Genomic DNA, 16,355 nt, shown 5'->3' with positions numbered 1-16,355 from the left:
CGTATTTGGTAATGTGTTTAGTATCAATTTATTAGCCTTTCTTTTTTGAGGTAGAATTCAACGTGCTTTATTAATTTTTTTTGATCAGCACAGTAAACAGAAGGATTATCATATTCCGTAGTATCTTTCCATCGATGAAGTGGCATACCACCGCCACAAATTTTGAAAAATTCACAGCCGAGACACGTTTGTGATGTGGTCCGCTGAAGCTCGTGATAAGCCTTAAACTCGTCTGTACGAAACACATCAAGTAATCGATCTTTGTGAATAGACCATCTGCTTTCAAATCTATCTGCGCCGCCAAATGCACTTTTTAAAGTATCATTTTTCGCAACACTTCCATCGGTTTCGATTATTGCAATACCGTAATCAGATTGACCTAGACCTTCTTTTGCCCCTCGACCGCCAAGGCGAAGTTTTATGATGTCATCTAGAAATCTTATTTTTGGTGGGTCTTTATCCTCTAAGTAAGTATCCAACAATTTACATAACCAATTTCCATATTCGACGGAGTCTATAGAATTTTTCCCAAATGGTAATTTTACATAATTCCCATCACGATATAAAAAATCAACCGAGGGCGCTTCTAAGCTCTTAAAATAATTGTAGCTTTCTAGAGGATCGGAGGTCGGATCAATTACCGACAAGAGGCCAGAATATAAAAATTCTGATGCCTTGTGCTCACGAAGCTTTTTTATTCCCGATATAACTTTATCATGCGTTCCCTCACCTTTTTTATCAATACGGAAGCGATCGTTTATTTTTTTAGGGCCATCGAGGCTAATAGAAATCGACATTCTGTAACTGGCGCACAGATCGAGAATATTATTGGTTAACAACATTCCATTTGTTTGCATACATAAAACATGACTCTGCGGCAGCACTGAACGTAGCGACTTGAGAATAAATTCAAGTCGGCGTTCACCCAGCATCAGTGGCTCCCCGCCATGAAAAACTGTGGCGAATGGTTTAACTTGATCTGTAGAGAGTTGCCCGAGTGCTCGCGCGAGAGCGGAAGCTGTGTCGCGGGAAATGAGCGTTGGCATGTCGCGCCACCCATCATCTCCCATGTTGTATACATAACAATAGGAACAATTGATGTTGCAACGACTTGCAACTTTCACCAATAGGACTTACGCAAGTTGAACTCAGTTAGCACAGAGCTTGGACTTTTGTAGCCATCTCAAATGTACGCCATCGGCACTGACGGTCGAGCTATTTCCTGCCGCATGTAATTCGACATCATCGCCTTCTTGATGCTGTAGATATTCGTCCTCATGTCTCTGGCCAGCGCGGACAGATGGTTCCACGCCAAGATGACACAGGCAATGTGATTCCTCTGCGCCCTGGCAGATCGACACTGGCATTTCTCCATGCCCAGCACCTGCTTGACCTCCCGGTGATACTGCTCGATCTTCCACCTGATCGCGCAGATCTCTCGCGTGTCGTCCACCGAAGTCTGTTCCAGATCATTGGTCACCACCCATTCCGTGCGACCGTTTCCCGTCGCCACCCGAAACAGCTTGACCTTGAGGCTGCCTGGAAACTTGTTCACCTTGACGAGCTTGCCGTGCGCGGCGCCTTGGTCGCTCCACTGCAACTCACTGACGGCCTGATAGGGCGCCTGCGCCTGACTGTCATCGACCAGGCGATTGCTCTTGAGCGGGCAGTAGAAGATCTTGCCCGCACGATGGATGTGCACCATCAGCTCCTTGGTGGCGTACCAGGAGTCCATCAGCACCACGCGGAATGGCAGCTTCTTGCCCGTCATGGCCTCGTCGAACATCTCCTGGACGTGCTGGAGCTTGGTCTTGTGGTCCACCTGCGGGGCGAACACTCGCCAGTCGATGATCCAGTAGCGACCGCTGCGGGGGTTGACGTACAAGCAGTTGACCACACCGATGCCCTTGATCAGGCCATGGGCATTGCCGCTGTACTGCCGCCGCACCAGCTCGATCGCATGGGAGTGGTTCTTGTCCGAGACGCTGTCGTCGAACAGCAAGAAAGCGTTCGGATCAGGTTCGATGGATTTCTCCACCTGCTCCCAGACGATGGCAGGCGTTATGTTTTCGTCTTGCAGGTAACGGTTGATGGCGTCATGCGAGAAATGCGGGTGATGGTCGGCGAAGTAGGTTTGGGTATAGTTGGTCTGGGTGGAGATCAGAAACTGACAGTAGTCGCGTCTTGTCGGCTTCATCATGGCTCCTGTTGAGTTGAGGCAAGCCAATTGTAGGCATATTTAATGAATCCGAACAGCCAGTTGAAACAAGATATTTCAGTGCACATCGGGTGCCGGATCAATCCATGGATCAGAATATGGCACTCAAAACTCAGTTGAGTTTGAAAGTTTCTTTTGCGTAAGTCCTAACCAAAACGGTATCGATCTGCACGCCAAATACTCGTTCAGCGATTGTGGCGATTGTGTGCCCGGTCATACGCATGCGTACCGGACATCTCATCATTTTTTACTTCATCTATTAGGCGCGACAGGGCAGCACTTGACAGCCGCGACATGTCAACTTCGATGCTGCTCTGCTCGGGCTCACTCGGAACTGGCCAATTCAAATCATCATACGACATTAAATTACTCCTGCTGAAATGGAAAAATTTCCACTTCCATTGTGAAAGATAGAGTGAGTGAAAGCAAGTCCCTATAAACCTTTATGAATCAATAGCTTACAGCGCGCAAGCGTTGTCTTAATACCCGCATTGCGGCAGAAAAATTCTTATAAATCAACAACTTAGGGTGAGTGATCGTAAAGCATCACTTGCTCGTCGTCAGCCAGTGCCAACGATGTTCGTGGTCTTGCCTCATGGATGGCACATATGTGAAATATTCACGATAATGTCTGATGGCCTGTTGCTGCAAAAGCAGCGCAGCAACTACCGAAAAGCGAATGTGACTCCAGCCATCGACACTAGTGCTTTCAAGGTGGTCAAAAAACATCAATGAAATCAACTAGTTATCAGCGATTGATTTGTAACAATGAGTCATGCCCACGGGGGATTGCTTGAAAATTTGCAATGAAATCAATCACTTAGATGGCTGTATGTTCATAAACCTTGAAAGCACTGGCCATCGACACTGCGGCGGCGAAATAAGCCAAGTCGCGGCATCATTCATATGGCAACTACCTTGACATGCTCCGCCTCCAAGGCGGCGCTGATGCTGGAGGTGGTCACCCGCCTGCTGGACCAGCTCGAAGGGGCGGGCGACTTCTGGCCTCCCGCCCACTGCCCGCTGCCGCAGTGGGCCGAGCATTTCGTGCAGCACGCCTGGCGCCGGCTCTACGGCCAGCCCCGCTTCGCCGTGGCCTAGTCGGTGTACTTGGCCGCACGTGAAAACCCCCAGGCGCTGGCCGTCAGCCTCGACCGCCGCCACCAGCTCTCGACCGCGCTGGAGCAGCGCATGGCCGAGTCCTTCCCCGAGATGTGCCACGGCCCCACGTCGGCGGCCCGCGTGCAGTTCGTGCAGTTCGTGCAGTCAGCGCTGCGCGGCATGGGAATGGCCGCCCCGTTCTCGCCTGCGCCCGCCATCCCGCCCCAACTGCAGGTGCTCGCGCAGCTCCTGCAATCCTTCCGCCCCGTGGAGCCTTGACATGGACTGGAACACCACGGCGCTGGCGACCCACCCAGCGGTCTGACATGGGCGCACCGATCCTCATCCTCGGCGCCGGCATGGTCGGCACCTGCACCGCGCTGCACCTGCAGCAGCGCGGCTTCGACGTGGCGCTGGTGGACCGCCGCGCACCGGGGCAGGAAACCTCCTACGGCAACGCCGGGCTGATCCAGCGCGAGGCGGTCGAGCCTTATGCGTTTCCGCGTGACGCCGGGTTTGTGCTGAACGCCGCGCTCGGGCGTGGGGCCGAGGTGCATTGGCATGCGCGCGGCCTGTGGCAGATGGCGGGGCCGCTGCTGCGGTATTTCCGGAACTCCCACCCGCAGGCCCACGCCGTGGCGACGCAGCACTACAGCCGCCTGATCGCCCACGCCATCACCGAACACGCGCCGCTGATCGCCGCGGCCGGGGCGGAGGATCTGGTGGTGCGCGATGGCTTCCGCTTCGGGTTCCGCACGGCGCAAGCCTTCGATGATGCCGCTCGGCGGGCACAGGCGCTGGAAAGCGGCTTCGGCGTGCGACACCGGATCGAGGACGGCGCGGCGCTGGCCAAGGCGGAACCCGCGCTGCGCCAGACGCTGGCGGGGGCCGTGCATTGGCTCGATCCCTGGGCGGTGCGCAACCCCGGCGCGCTGGTGCAACGCTATGCGGCGCTGTTCGTCGCCCGCGGCGGGCGGGTGTTGACCGGCGACGCGGCCACCTTGCAACGCGCGGGTGCGGGCTGGACGGTGCAGACTGACGCGGGCCGCGTGGAGGCCGCGCAAGTCGTCCTCGCGCTCGGGCCGTGGTCGGACGGGCTGATCCGCACGCTGGGCTACCGGTTCCCGCTGTTCCTCAAGCGCGGCTACCACCAGCACTACCGCGCCCCGGTCACGCTGCGCCAACCGCTGCTCGACGCCGAGCGGGGCTATGTGCTGGCGCCGATGGAGCAAGGGCTGCGGCTCACCACCGGGGCCGAGTTCGCGCCGATCGACGCGCCCGCCACGCCGGTGCAACTCGCCAAGGCAGAAGCCCTCGCCCGCGAGTGGGTGGACCTGGGCGAACCCGTGGACAGCGCGCCGTGGCTGGGCGTGCGGCCCTGCACGTCAGACATGCTGCCGGTGATGGGGCCGGCGCCTCGGCATCCGGGGCTGTGGTTCAACTTCGGGCATGCGCACCAGGGGTTCACGCTGGGGCCGGTGGCGGGGCGGCTGGTGGCGGAGATGGTGGCGGGGGAGCGGACGTGGATTGATGCTGCGGCGTATGGGCCGGGGCGGTTCGGCTGATCGCCGTCACCCCATCGCATCTTTCAGTGCTTCATACAGCGCCAGAAAGCTCGCGGACCGGCTGCTGGCCGGATCGATGTACCGACCGATCGCACGCGCAGCCTGGATCTTGGCCAACCCTGCACTGAAATAGCCGTGGCGCTGCAGCACGCGCTCGAAGGCCTCCCATGTCCCGCCAGCGATGGCATCGGGATCGCGAAAGCCGCGACTCTTGGGAATGCCGTCCGGTAGCCTGGGGTAGGCCGCCTGCACGGCCGACCAATCGCCAAAGTACCAGGCTTCCAGTTCCTCGACCGCAATGCGGTTGACCAACTGCCAATCACTCCGGCCGGCGGACCTGGCCTGGGTACGCGTCACCAAGCCGGCCCGAGCGCTGATGGTTTCCAGCCTGACCTTCAAGGCCCTGCAGTCTTCATCATCTCGGTCCACGATGACCAGCACCCGCCAATCTTCTGGCAGCCACTGCGCGTAAGCACGTAACCGGGCCTCCAGCTTGGACATGAGGTCGTCCTTGCCTTGAAAGGGGTGAACTTCGAACGTACGGCCCGCTGGCAGCACGCGCGGCAGGAGCGCATGCAGGAAGGCCTCCATGGACGGCTCTTCCGCCAAAAACACCAGATGGTTGGCGGCCGGCATTGGTCAACCCTTCCGACTCGTCTTGGCGCCGGCTCGGCGCTGCGGCCGGGTCGGTGCGCCCTGGTTCACCAGCGGATCACCCACCCCCAGCTGACCCTCCATCCACAGGTGACCCAGCAAGGCACCCTGTTCGATGAAGGCATTGATGCCTGGCAGGTCGGACGCACGCTGCACCTGGGTATAGCCCGCGTCGTCCCGCCACAGCACGCGCACCTCAGCCGCCCTTAGCGCATTCAGGAAGAAGGGCGAATGCGTGGTCACCATCAACTGGGTCTGCTGGGTCGCCCTGCGGCACTCCTCAGCCAACTCGGGCAGCAGGCGCGGATGCAGGAAATTCTCAGGCTCCTCGATGCCGATGAAGGGCGGCGGCACCGGGTCATGCAACAGCACCAGATATTGCAGCATCTTCAACGTACCGTCAGAGGCAAAGCGCGCCAGCACCGGATGGCTGAAGGGCGCGTCCTTGATCTGCAGGAGCAGCCGGCCGTCCGGCATGGGCTCCGCAAGCACCCGTTCGATGCGCGGCACGCGCTGGCGCAGGATGTCGAAGATGTGCTCCAGCCGATCCGCATGGCGCTCGCCCAGGTACTGGATGACGTTGGACAGGTTGTCCCCGCTCTTGGTCAGATGCTCTTCCGGACCTGCCTCGGGCTGCCCCCGTGCGCTGTCTGCAGCGAGGTACGAGACGTGCCAACCTGTGATGAACTCGCGAAGCGCGGCCACTCTCGGGTGCTCGGCGAACTGACCCAGCGCATTCACGGCCAGCAAGTCCTTCGACTTCAGCGGGATGTCCACGCGCCGGTCCTGCTCGTCCGGCAGTTCACCGCTCACGGCCTGGCCCTGGCCATGGCGGTAGTCCAGAAAGCGGAAGGGCTTGCCCCCCTTGCCACGGGTCCAGCGCAGCCATTCCTCCACGACCACCGGCGCACCATTCACCTCGTCCACCGCCAAATGGTAGGTGATGAGCGGAAAGCCGGGCTCGCGGTACTTGATCTCCACCGACAGCGGCCCTTCGGCCCCCCGGGTCTTCAGCTCCTTGGCCCGCCCCCGCTTGTCCCAGGCTTTGCGCAGGCCCAGCTCGAAGCATTCAGCCAGAAACGCAAACACATCAAAGACGGTCGACTTGCCGCTGCCATTGGGTCCGAGCAGCACCGTCAGTGGCGTCAGCTCCTTCAACTCGACCTCGCGAAGCGCGCGAAAATTCTGCACCTTCAGATACTCGATGCGAGCCATGCCGCCAGGCGTCTTCTTGGCGGAGGATGTTGGAGACGAGTTCATGACATGGCTTCCATAGCAATTGGTACGTCGGGTCTGCGGAGTTTGCCGGAGATGCGGAGGCGGAGTGCCTGCTCCGAGGGACAGCCACCTCCAACCGATATGCGTTCTCGTGGCTCAGCCAGCATCCCCCAGACACACCCCGATCTCCCGCGCACACGTCAGCAGCGCATGGTCCGCCGGCACCTGCCGGTTCTGCCCCGCCACCTCGCCCAGCGCCACGCTGCTCAGGCACCCACCGCGCAGCGTCACCATCCGCCCGAACGCGCCGCGCCGCAGCAGTCGCGCCGCCTCGTTCCCGTACTGCGTCGCCAGCACGCGGTCGAACGGCGTCGGCGCCCCGCCCCGCTGGACGTGGCCGAGCACCGTCGCGCGCACCTCGCTGGCCAGCAGCGGCTGGAGCTGCGCCCGCAGCGCGTGGGCGACGCCGCCGAGGCGGATCGGGTCGGGGCTGCCGTCCACGGTGCGCTCGACCGTCATCGTGCCGCCCACGGGCTTGGCGCCTTCGGCGATGCAGACCAGCGTGGCGCGCCGCCGGGCACTGCGGGCGCGGCAGACCTCGGCGATGTGCGCCACGTCGTAGCTGATCTCGGGCAGCAGGATCACGTCCGCCGCGCCCGCCAGCCCCGCCTCCAGCGCGATCCAGCCGGCGTAGCGCCCCATCGTCTCGACGACCATCACGCGGCCGTGGCTCTGGCCGGTGGTCTGCACCCGCTCCAGCGCGTCGGTGACGGTGGCCACCGCCGTGTCGAAGCCGAAGCTGCGCTCGCAGCCGGCGATGTCGTTGTCGATCGTCTTGGGCACACCGACGATCGGCACGCCGCCGGCCGTGCCCAGCCGCTCGGCCATCGTCATCGTGCCGTCGCCGCCGATGACCACCAGCGCGTCCAGCCCGAGTGCATGCTGGTAGGCGACCACCTCGGCCGACACGTCCGTACCGCGCCAGGCGAAGGGGCTGGCGGTGTTGCTGGTGCCGAGGATGGTGCCGCCGGTGGCGAGGATGCTGCTCACGTCGTCCCAGCCGAGCGGGCGCACGCGGCGCTCGATCAGGCCGAGAAAGCCGTCCTCGATGCCGATGACCTCGGCGCCGCACTGGCGGATCAGCGACTTGGTGACCGCGCGGATCACCGCGTTCAGACCGGGGCAGTCGCCGCCGCCGGTGAGGATGCCGATGCGCATGAACAGATCCTTTCAAACTGTGTGCCAAGTCTAGGCCGCACCGCGTGATCGCGGCGCGGGCACCCTCCTAGAATCCGCCCCATGCACATCCACATCCTCGGCATCTGCGGCACCTTCATGGGTGGTGTCGCCGCACTGGCCCGCGAAGCCGGCCACCGCGTCACCGGCTGCGACGCCAATGTCTACCCGCCGATGAGCGACCAGCTCCGCGCCCTCGGCATCGACCTGATCGAGGGCTTCTCGCCCGACCAGATGGCGCTGAACCCCGATCTCTTCGTCGTCGGCAACGTCGTCAGCCGGGGCAACGCGCTGATGGAGGCGATCCTCGACGCCGGGCTGCCTTACACCAGCGGGCCGCAGTGGCTGGCCGAGAACGTGCTGCAGGGCCGGCATGTGCTGGCCGTGGCCGGCACGCACGGCAAGACCACGACCACCTCGATGCTGGCGTGGATCCTCGAACACGCGGGGCTCGAACCCGGCTTCCTGGTCGGCGGCGTGCCGCAGAACTTCGGTGTCTCGGCGCGGCTGGGCCGCGTGGCACCGGGTGCGCCGTTCGTGATCGAGGCGGACGAGTACGACACCGCCTTCTTCGACAAGCGCAGCAAGTTCGTCCACTACCGCCCGCGCACCGCCATCCTCAACAACCTCGAATACGACCACGCCGACATCTTCCCGGACCTGGCCGCCATCGAGACGCAGTTCCACCACCTCGTGCGCACCGTGCCGTCGCAGGGGCGGCTGGTCGTCAACATCCGCGAGGAGGCGCTGAAGGCGGTGATCGCGCGGGGCTGCTGGTCGCCGGTGCAGTATTTCGGCGCCCGCAAGGAAGAGCCGGGGGCGCTGCGCAGCCGGGGCGAGCCGCATGCGTTCGACGTGCTGCGCGGCAGCCTGAAGGTCGGGCGGGTCGAGTGGCCGCTGCTGGGCGAGCACAACCAGCTCAACGCGCTCGCGGCGATCGGCGCCGCCGAGCATGTGGGCGTGAGCCCGGCGGTGGGCGCCGAGGCACTGGGCCGGTTCGAGAACGTGCGCCGGCGGCTGGAGCTGCGCGGCGAGGCGGGCGGCGTGAAGGTCTACGACGACTTCGCGCACCACCCGACGGCGATCCGCACCACGGTGAACGGCCTGCGCCGGCGCATCGGCGACACGGCGCGCATCCTGGCGGTGTTCGAGCCGCGCTCCAACACGATGAAGCTCGGCGCGATGAAGTCGCAGCTGCCGTGGGCGCTGGAAGAGGCCGACCTGTCCTTCTGCCACAGCGCGGGCCTGACCTGGGACGCTCGCGAGGCCCTGTCGCCAATGGGCAAGCAGGCGCGGGTCTGCGACTCGATTCCCGAGCTGGTGGACGCCGTCGTGCGGCTGTCGCGGCCGGGGGACCAGGTGCTGTGCATGAGCAACGGCGGGTTCGGCGGCGTGCATGCGAAGCTGCTGGAGGCGCTGGCGCGCAAGGGGTGAAACCCGGGTAATATCATTCGTATTACCTCGACATCGGAGTCCCCCATGACGCTGACCGTCAAGCTCGATCCCACACTGGAGCAGGCCTTGCGGCAACGCTGCAGCCTGCAAGGCCGCTCGGTGAGCGACCTGGTGAGGGAAGCACTGCAGACCTATCTGGCGACGCAGCCTGCGCAAGCCCCTTCGGCCTTTGCCTTGGGCGAAGACCTGTTCGGGCGCCACCACGGCCCCGCCGATCTGGCCACACAGCGCAAGGCGGTCCTGGCCGAAGTCTGGGCCGACAAGCAGCACCAGCGTTCGATCCCGTGACCGTGCGCCGTGTCCTGATCGACAGCGGCCCGCTGCTGGCGCTGTTCAACGGCAGCGACCGCTGGCATCCCCTCGTCGTGGCGTGGCTGCGTGCGAATCCGCAGGCCAGGCTGTTCACGACCTGGCCCGTCACGACCGAGGTCTGCGCACTGCTGGCGCGCCGCATCGGCAATCCGGCCGCGCTGGATTTCCTGGGCTGGGTGCAGCGTGGTGGCGTGGAGCTGGATCAACCGCAACCCGAGTCGTTGGGCGAGGTGCTGCACATCTGCCAGCGATTCGCCGACCTGCCGCTCGATCTGGCCGATGCCTCGATCGCCGAAGCGGCAACGCGGCTGCGCATCCGGGACATTCTCTCCGTCGATTCGGATTTCCATGTCTACCGCGACCGTCAAGGCCGCGCACTGAACCACCTCCTGCGCCCGCACGGCACCTGATCCTCGGTCCATGTCGCACACCGCCCGCACCACCCACCTGCTCTACCTGCACGGCTTCCGCTCCTCGCCGCAGTCGATGAAGGCGCAGAAGATGGCCGACTGGGTGGCGGCGCACCAGCCGGACCTGACGTGGTGGTGCCCGCAACTGCCGCCCTCGCCCGCCGAGGCCATCGCGCTGCTCGAAGCCGGCACGCGCGACTGGCCCACCGACACCCGCGCCGTGATGGGCAGCTCGCTCGGCGGTTTCTACGCCACCGTGTTCGCTGAAGCGCACGCCTGCCGCGCCGTGCTCATCAACCCGGCGGTCGATCCTGCCCGCGATCTGGCCAAGTACATCGGCGAGCTGACCGCGTGGCACGACCCGGCCGACCGTTTCTTCTTCCGCGCCGAGTTCATCGACGAACTGCAGGCGATGGCGCCGGGCGGGCTGCGCGAGCCGGCGCGCTACCAGGCCTGGATCGCCAAGGGCGACGAGGTGCTGGACTGGCGCGAGATGTCGGCCCGCTACGCCGCGACCGAGCTGCACCTGCTCGACGGCGGTGACCACGCGCTGAGCGATTTCGACGATCACCTGCCGGCCATGCGCCGCTTCCTGGCACTGGACCTGGACTGATTTCCTCCCGACCCCACCCCGAAAACGAGAGTCACGCACCATGCGACTGAAGAACAAGGTTTCGATCATCACCGGCGCCGCCCAGGGCATCGGCCTGGCCACCGCGCTGAAGTTCGCCCGCGAAGGCGCCATCGTCATCGTCTGCGACATGAAGCCCGAGGCGGTGGACGCCGCGGTCGCACAGTGCCAGGCAGCGGGCGCGCAGGCGGCTGGCTTCGCCGTCAACGTCACCGACCGGGCCGCAGTCGATGCGATGGTCGCCGCCGTGAAGGCGCAGTTCGGCCGCATCGACGTGCTGGTCAACAACGCCGGCATCACCCGCGACGCCCGGCTGCAGAAGATGACCCTCGATCAGTTCGACGCGGTGATCGACGTGAACCTGCGCGCTGTCTTCCACTGCGCGCAGGCGGTGACCGACACGATGGTCGAGCAGGGCGAGGGCGTGATCCTCAACGCCAGCTCGGTCGTCGGCATCTACGGCAACTTCGGCCAGACCAACTACGCGGCCGCCAAGTTCGGCGTCATCGGCTTCACCAAGACCTGGAGCCGCGAACTCGGGCCCAAGGGCATCCGCGTCAACGCGGTGGCGCCCGGTTTCATCGAGACACCGATCCTCTCGACCATCCCCGACAAGGTGCTCGACGGCATGCGCGCCGAGGTGCCGCTGCGCCGGCTCGGCACGGCCGAAGAGATCGCCAACGTCTACGCCTTCCTGGCGAGCGACGAGGCGAGCTATGTGAACGGGGCGGTGCTGGAAGTGGCGGGCGGGCTGACGGTCTAGCCACGAGACGCCGCACTCAACTCTCCCTGCAGACTGCCGATAGGGCCTGAGACACGGTCCTGTGCACACGGGCGCTGCCGTGACAACACGGGAGCGTTTCAGGCATGCAGCAGACGACGATCGGATGGCGGAAGGTTCGGCAGGTGGCCATGACCATGGCCTTGCTGTGGAACGGACTGGCCGCAGCGGGCCCGCACATCATTCCGGGTGCGGGCCCGCCGGAGATCGGCCTGCGGGCGCTGGCCGCGGAGTTCATGCGCCAGCGACCCGGCACCGTCATCGAAGTGCCCCCGAGCGTCGGCATCGCCGGTGGCCTGCGGGCGCTGCAATCGGGCGAAGCATCGGTGGCGCGGCTGGCGCGGCGGCTGACCGAGGACGAGCTGCGCAGCGGCGGCCTGCAGCAGGTGGTCTACGGCGCGGACGCGGTGGTGTTCGTGACCGGCCGCGATGTGCCCGTCACCAACCTCACCGAAGCGCAGGTGCTGGCACTGTTCAGCGGCACCACCGACGACTGGGAAACACTGGGCGGCCCGCCCGCACCGGTGCTGGTGTTCTACCGCGAACCCAGCGAGATCGCGCACCAGGCCCTGCGGCGCCACATCCCGGCCTTCGCCCAGGTGAAATTCGCCGCCTCGGCCAAGCTCGCGAACTCGGACACCGAGATGCGCGAGGGGCTGGCGCGCTACCGCACCGCGCTCGGCTGGATGACGCTGTCCACGTCGGACGTCCGCGATGACCGCATCCGGGCATTGCGCTTCAACGGCATCGCCGCCAGCGCCGACTCCGTGGCCAGCGGGCGTTACCCGATGAAGGTCGAGCATGTGCTGGCCTACCGGGAGTCGCAGCTCGACGAGGACATGCGGCGCTTCCTGGCCTTCGTCACATCAGCCGAGGGCGCACAGGTGCTGCGCAAGCTGCAGATCGCCGTGCCCCGCAGCCAGCCGAAATGAGCGGCGCCCTGGCGCGGGCCGTGCAGGTGGTGCGCGGTCGCCCGGCGCCACCCAATGCGCTCGGGCGGCGGACTTCGGGGCGCCCGCGCTGGCTGCGCCGATTTCCGCTCGGCCTGCAGGTGCTGGCCTTCATCAGCGTGCTGGCGGTGGTGGTCATCGGGTCGAGCTACCGGGCCTATGTGGACTCGGCGCAGGCGCTCATCCGCGAGTCCGAAAGCGAACACCTGATCGGCGCTGCGCTGGTGGCCCAGGCGCGCATCGAGGCCGAGTCGCGGGTGCTGGTCAGCACGACGCAGTCGCTGGCGCGGCACCCCGCCGTGCGCGAGGCGCTCCAAGAAGCCCTCACGCCAGGCGCCCTCGCCGCAGTCGAGAAGGAGATGGCCGCGACCGTCGGCAGCACCGGCTTCTCGACGCTCGACCTGATCGACCGCCGCCGCGTGATCGTTCACCGCGCCCCGGCCACGGCGGCGCGTGGCATCAAGGCCTCGGTGTGGGGCGTCGCCGAGGCACTGGGAGGCGAGGCGATGCTGCAGACCGCCAAGGAGGCCAGCGGCGGCCTGGTCGTGCGCTCGATCGTGCCGGTACCGGACGTCGACGGGCGCGTGGTCGGCGTCGTGATGGCCGGGACACGCTTCGACAACCCGTTCGCCCGCCGCATCGCGCAGGACAGCACGGTCGAGCTGGCCATCGCCACCCCGATCGGCGTCGTCGCCCGCTCGTCCGACCGTTTCCACATGACCCCGGCGCTGCACCAGCGACCGCTCGAACAGGCCCTGTTCGAACGCCAGCCCGTGCTCGTGTTCGACCTGGACCATGGCAGCCTGCGCCAGTACGTGCCGGTCCGGCTGGGCGACGAGAGCTTCGTGCTGATCGTCCAGGGCGACGCACGGGCGGCACAGGCGCGTGTCGTCGTCGCCGCGCGCGAGGCCACGCGCTCGGCGATGACGATGTTCGGCCTGGCGATCGTGGCGGCCAGCCTGCTCGCGATGACGCTGGGGCGGCGGCTGCGCCAGATCAAGACCCAGGCCGAGCACCTCGCCCGGGACATCACCGGCGAGGTCTGCGTGATGCCCGCGGACGGGGGCCCGCCCTTCGCCAAAGGCGGCTGCGAACTCGACGCGCTGGAGCACGTCTTCGACCACACCGCCCGCTCCGTGGCCCGACACCACGAAGCGCTGCGCCAAGCCAAGGTGCAGGCTGAACACGCCGCGGACAGCGATCCACTCACCGGCCTGCCCAACCGGGGCTGCCTGATGCGGATGCTGTCGACCCGGCTGGCCGAGCAGCCGGGCGAGGACTGGGCGCTGCTGTTCCTCGACCTCGACGGGTTCAAGCAGGTCAACGACCAGCGCGGCCATGACATCGGCGATGCGCTGCTGCGCGAAGCGTCGGAGCGGCTGATCCGGCTGGTCGGGCGTCGGGAGGACGTGACCCGGCTCGGCGGCGACGAGTTCGTGCTGATCGCCCATGCGGACGGCCCGCCGCTGGCACCGCAGCGGCTGGCGCAGAAGGTGATCCTCGCGCTGGAGCAGCCGTTTCACCTGGAGCCCGGCGCACCGCCCGTGCAGGTCTCAGCCTCGATCGGCATCGCGCTGCACCCGGAGCACGGCCGCGATGCCAGCACCCTGCTCAAGCACGCGGACATGGCGCTCTACGCCGCCAAGGGCGCGGGGCGGCGGACGTATCGGCTGTATGGCAGTGCGTTGACAGACGCGTGAGGTCATCCCCGGGACGACACCACGCCATCGGCGACAATCCCGCCCCTATGAATGCCCTCTTCGAAGACGCCGGAAAATTCCTCGCCGGACGCGTGATGTCGGAAGCCGAAAGCTCGATGCAGATCGAGCTGGACTCTGGCAAGCGTGTCAAGGTCAAGGCCGCCAATGTGCTGCTCAAGTTCGACAAGCCCTCGCCGGCCGAGCTGATCGCCGAGGGCCAGCGGCTGGCCGAGGAGATCGAGCTGGAGCTGGCGTGGGAATTCGCGCCCGAGGACGAGTTCGCCTTCGCCGACCTGGCGCGTGACTACTTCGACGCCAAGGCCGGCCCGGCGCAGCAGGCCGCCGCGCTGTTCCGGCTGTTCCACGCACCGCACTACTTCCGCCGCATGGGCAAGGGCATGTTCCGCAAGGCGCCCGAGGACATCGTCAAGGCCGCCCTGGCCGCCATCGAGAAGAAGGCGCAGGTCGCCGCGCAGATCGAGGTCTGGACCACCGAGCTGATCGCCGGCCAGTGCCCGGCGCCGGTGCGCAGCGAGCTGTACAAGATCCTGTTCAAGCCGGACAAGAACGGGCCGGAATACAAGGCCGTGGTCGACGCCGCCAAGCGCGCCCAGCGCGCACCGCTCGACCTGCTGCTGGACTGCGGCGCCATCGACAGCCCCTACCAGTTCCACTGGCGGCGTTTCCTGTTCGAGACCTTCCCCAAGGGCACCGGCTTCCCCGCTGCGCTGACCGCGCCGCAGATCAAGGACGAGCTGCCGCTGGCCCCCGTGCGCGCCTTCTCGGTGGACGATTCGGCCACGACCGAGATCGACGACGCGCTGTCGGTGCAGGGCCTGGGCACGGGCACCGTCATCTTCGGCGTGCACATCGCTGCGCCCGCGCTGGCCATCGCCCCCGATTCGCCCATCGACAAGGTGGCGCGCGACCGGCTCTCCACCGTCTATATGCCGGGCTGGAAGCTGACCATGCTGCCGGACGACGTGGTCCAGGCCTACACGCTGCAGGAAGGGCGTGACTGCCCGGCGGTGTCGCTGTACGTGACGACGGACGAGGCGACGCTGGCCGTGCAGTCCAGCGAGACGAAGCTGGAGCGGGTACCGATCGCCGCCAACCTGCGCCACGACCAGCTCGACGCCGTGGTGACCGAGGCGGCGCTGACGGGCGCGGCGCCGGCGGACTTCCCGTTCGCGGCCGAGCTGTCCTTCGGCTTCCGGCTGGCCAAGCACCTGAAGGCGCAGCGCGAGGTCGTGCGCGGCAAGCCGGAAAACTTCAACCGGCCGGACTACAACTTCCGCCTCGTCGACGCGGCCGGCCAGTCGCCAGTGGAGCCGCCGAGCGGCCACGAGACGGTCCAGATCAGCGAGCGCCGCCGCGGCGCGCCGCTGGACACCATCGTCGCCGAGGCCATGATCCTGGCCAACAACACCTGGGGCGGCTGGCTGGCCGAACTCGGCGTGCCGGGCATCTACCGCAGCCAGGCCAGCATGGCGCCGGGGGTCAAGGTCCGCATGTCGACCCGCGCGCAGCCGCACGCCGGCATGGGTGTCGCGCACTACACCTGGGCCACCTCGCCGCTGCGGCGCTATGTGGACCTGGTGAACCAGTGGCAGATCATCGCCTGCGCCCGCCACGGCCGCACCGCCGCGCTGGTCGCGCCGTTCAAGCCCAAGGACATGATGCTGATGGCCATCATCTCGGGCTTCGACACCGCGTACTCGGCCTACAACGGTTTCCAGAACGCCATCGAGCGCTTCTGGACGCTGCGCTGGCTGACCCAGAATGGCGTGACCGAACTCGACTGCGCGGTGATGAAGGACGGGCTGGTGCGCGCCGACACGCTGCCGCTGGTGCTGCGCGCCGCGGGGGCCGACGCGATGCCGCGGGGCGCACGGGTCCGCGTGCGGCTGGGCGAGCCGGACCTGCTGACGCTGGACGTCGGGGGCAGCGTGCTCACCCGTCTGGATGACCCGACCCGCAGCGACGACGACGCCGTGCTCGAAGACGATGCCGAAGAAGGCGCCGAGGCCGCCCCGACCGGGCTGGCGCTGGCGATCGACGTGCACGACGCCGACAGCCCCGCCGACGCAGCGGCGCCAGTACCATCGGCCTCCTGAACCCTGC

General features: G+C 65.5%; 17 protein-coding genes. 11 read left to right on the top strand and 6 right to left on the bottom strand.

From position 1 onward, the window contains the following. Positions 1–23: 23 nt before the first annotated feature. The 3 genes from yhhB to yhhA all read right to left on the bottom strand — a co-directional run bounded on the left by yhhB (position 24) and on the right by yhhA (position 2,514). Positions 24–1,124, bottom strand: a complete 1,101-nt coding sequence (gene yhhB, locus U5O44_RS13525; protein WP_322588983.1) for a cyclophane-forming radical SAM/SPASM peptide maturase YhhB — start codon at positions 1,122–1,124, stop codon at positions 24–26. A gap of 59 nt (positions 1,125–1,183) precedes the next feature. After that, a complete protein-coding gene (locus U5O44_RS13520; RefSeq protein WP_322586630.1) occupies positions 1,184–2,197 on the bottom strand; it encodes an IS701 family transposase in 1,014 nt (337 codons plus the stop codon). A 206-nt stretch (positions 2,198–2,403) separates the two neighbouring features. Beyond that, positions 2,404–2,514: a YhhA family cyclophane-containing RiPP gene (gene yhhA, locus U5O44_RS23050; protein ID WP_416222214.1), complete on the bottom strand. Its 111-nt coding sequence runs from the start codon at positions 2,512–2,514 to the stop codon at positions 2,404–2,406. A gap of 622 nt (positions 2,515–3,136) precedes the next feature. Between yhhA and U5O44_RS13515 the strand changes: the two genes are divergently transcribed. Genes U5O44_RS13515 through U5O44_RS13505 form a run of 3 tightly spaced genes read left to right on the top strand, consistent with a single transcriptional unit; the run spans position 3,137 to position 4,884 of the window. Next, on the top strand, positions 3,137–3,319 hold the full coding sequence (locus U5O44_RS13515) for a hypothetical protein (protein WP_322588982.1): 183 nt from the start codon (positions 3,137–3,139) through the stop codon (positions 3,317–3,319). A gap of 9 nt (positions 3,320–3,328) precedes the next feature. After that, positions 3,329–3,598: a hypothetical protein gene (locus U5O44_RS13510; protein WP_322588981.1), complete on the top strand. Its 270-nt coding sequence runs from the start codon at positions 3,329–3,331 to the stop codon at positions 3,596–3,598. A gap of 47 nt (positions 3,599–3,645) precedes the next feature. Continuing rightward, complete coding sequence (locus U5O44_RS13505; RefSeq protein WP_322588980.1) at positions 3,646–4,884, top strand: NAD(P)/FAD-dependent oxidoreductase; 1,239 nt, start codon at positions 3,646–3,648, stop codon at positions 4,882–4,884. 6 nt (positions 4,885–4,890) lie between these two features. Here U5O44_RS13505 and U5O44_RS13500 read toward each other — a convergent pair whose 3' ends face one another. From U5O44_RS13500 to U5O44_RS13490, 3 genes are all read right to left on the bottom strand, one after another. After that, positions 4,891–5,520, bottom strand: a complete 630-nt coding sequence (locus U5O44_RS13500) for a DUF4276 family protein (protein WP_322588979.1) — start codon at positions 5,518–5,520, stop codon at positions 4,891–4,893. Between the two features lie 3 nt (positions 5,521–5,523). Further along, entirely contained in the window at positions 5,524–6,753 is a 1,230-nt protein-coding gene (locus U5O44_RS13495; protein ID WP_322588978.1) for an AAA family ATPase, read from the bottom strand. A gap of 159 nt (positions 6,754–6,912) precedes the next feature. Further along, positions 6,913–7,974, bottom strand: coding sequence for a 6-phosphofructokinase (locus U5O44_RS13490; protein ID WP_322588977.1), 1,062 nt, complete (start codon positions 7,972–7,974; stop codon positions 6,913–6,915). Between the two features lie 81 nt (positions 7,975–8,055). On the opposite strand from U5O44_RS13490, the gene mpl reads away from it, so the two are divergent. The 8 genes from mpl (at position 8,056) to U5O44_RS13450 (ending at position 16,348) form a co-directional block, all read left to right on the top strand. Further along, positions 8,056–9,426, top strand: coding sequence for a UDP-N-acetylmuramate:L-alanyl-gamma-D-glutamyl-meso-diaminopimelate ligase (mpl, locus tag U5O44_RS13485; RefSeq protein ID WP_322588976.1), 1,371 nt, complete (start codon positions 8,056–8,058; stop codon positions 9,424–9,426). Between the two features lie 45 nt (positions 9,427–9,471). Continuing rightward, positions 9,472–9,735, top strand: a complete 264-nt coding sequence (locus U5O44_RS13480; RefSeq protein ID WP_322588975.1) for a CopG family ribbon-helix-helix protein — start codon at positions 9,472–9,474, stop codon at positions 9,733–9,735. Beyond that, positions 9,732–10,169, top strand: a complete 438-nt coding sequence (locus tag U5O44_RS13475; RefSeq protein WP_322588974.1) for a type II toxin-antitoxin system VapC family toxin — start codon at positions 9,732–9,734, stop codon at positions 10,167–10,169. The genes U5O44_RS13480 and U5O44_RS13475 overlap by 4 nt, the downstream gene beginning before the upstream one ends. A 10-nt stretch (positions 10,170–10,179) precedes the next feature. After that, positions 10,180–10,782: a YqiA/YcfP family alpha/beta fold hydrolase gene (locus U5O44_RS13470; RefSeq protein WP_322588973.1), complete on the top strand. Its 603-nt coding sequence runs from the start codon at positions 10,180–10,182 to the stop codon at positions 10,780–10,782. A 40-nt stretch (positions 10,783–10,822) separates the two neighbouring features. Then, on the top strand, positions 10,823–11,563 hold the full coding sequence (gene fabG, locus U5O44_RS13465) for a 3-oxoacyl-ACP reductase FabG (protein ID WP_322588972.1): 741 nt from the start codon (positions 10,823–10,825) through the stop codon (positions 11,561–11,563). Positions 11,564–11,712: 149 nt separating this feature from the next. Then, positions 11,713–12,513: a substrate-binding domain-containing protein gene (locus U5O44_RS13460; protein WP_322588971.1), complete on the top strand. Its 801-nt coding sequence runs from the start codon at positions 11,713–11,715 to the stop codon at positions 12,511–12,513. Then, positions 12,510–14,231 carry a diguanylate cyclase domain-containing protein gene (locus tag U5O44_RS13455; protein ID WP_322588970.1) on the top strand — a complete coding sequence of 574 codons (1,722 nt, stop codon included), beginning with the start codon at positions 12,510–12,512 and terminating at the stop codon, positions 14,229–14,231. The genes U5O44_RS13460 and U5O44_RS13455 overlap by 4 nt, the downstream gene beginning before the upstream one ends. Positions 14,232–14,278: 47 nt before the next feature. Then, positions 14,279–16,348: a ribonuclease catalytic domain-containing protein gene (locus U5O44_RS13450; RefSeq protein WP_322588969.1), complete on the top strand. Its 2,070-nt coding sequence runs from the start codon at positions 14,279–14,281 to the stop codon at positions 16,346–16,348. Positions 16,349–16,355: the final 7 nt, after the last annotated feature.

It is taken from the genome of Sphaerotilus sp. (genome assembly GCF_034519685.1).
Taxonomy (GTDB): Bacteria; Pseudomonadota; Gammaproteobacteria; order Burkholderiales; family Burkholderiaceae_C; genus Sphaerotilus.
Note: the sequence above shows the minus strand (reverse complement) of the source record. Positions and strands in the feature narration are given on the sequence as shown.

Coding starts and splice junctions, on each gene's coding strand:
- U5O44_RS13520 (WP_322586630.1), bottom strand. CDS start 2,197: ATGAAGCCGACAAGACGCGACTACTGTCAGTTTCTGATCTCCACCCAG.
- U5O44_RS13455 (WP_322588970.1), top strand. CDS start 12,510: ATGAGCGGCGCCCTGGCGCGGGCCGTGCAGGTGGTGCGCGGTCGCCCG.
- U5O44_RS13470 (WP_322588973.1), top strand. CDS start 10,180: ATGTCGCACACCGCCCGCACCACCCACCTGCTCTACCTGCACGGCTTC.
- U5O44_RS13490 (WP_322588977.1), bottom strand. CDS start 7,974: ATGCGCATCGGCATCCTCACCGGCGGCGGCGACTGCCCCGGTCTGAAC.
- U5O44_RS13495 (WP_322588978.1), bottom strand. CDS start 6,753: ATGGCTCGCATCGAGTATCTGAAGGTGCAGAATTTTCGCGCGCTTCGC.
- yhhA (WP_416222214.1), bottom strand. CDS start 2,514: ATGTCGCGGCTGTCAAGTGCTGCCCTGTCGCGCCTAATAGATGAAGTA.
- U5O44_RS13450 (WP_322588969.1), top strand. CDS start 14,279: ATGAATGCCCTCTTCGAAGACGCCGGAAAATTCCTCGCCGGACGCGTG.
- U5O44_RS13460 (WP_322588971.1), top strand. CDS start 11,713: ATGACCATGGCCTTGCTGTGGAACGGACTGGCCGCAGCGGGCCCGCAC.
- U5O44_RS13505 (WP_322588980.1), top strand. CDS start 3,646: ATGGGCGCACCGATCCTCATCCTCGGCGCCGGCATGGTCGGCACCTGC.
- U5O44_RS13500 (WP_322588979.1), bottom strand. CDS start 5,520: ATGCCGGCCGCCAACCATCTGGTGTTTTTGGCGGAAGAGCCGTCCATG.
- U5O44_RS13480 (WP_322588975.1), top strand. CDS start 9,472: ATGACGCTGACCGTCAAGCTCGATCCCACACTGGAGCAGGCCTTGCGG.
- mpl (WP_322588976.1), top strand. CDS start 8,056: ATGCACATCCACATCCTCGGCATCTGCGGCACCTTCATGGGTGGTGTC.
- fabG (WP_322588972.1), top strand. CDS start 10,823: ATGCGACTGAAGAACAAGGTTTCGATCATCACCGGCGCCGCCCAGGGC.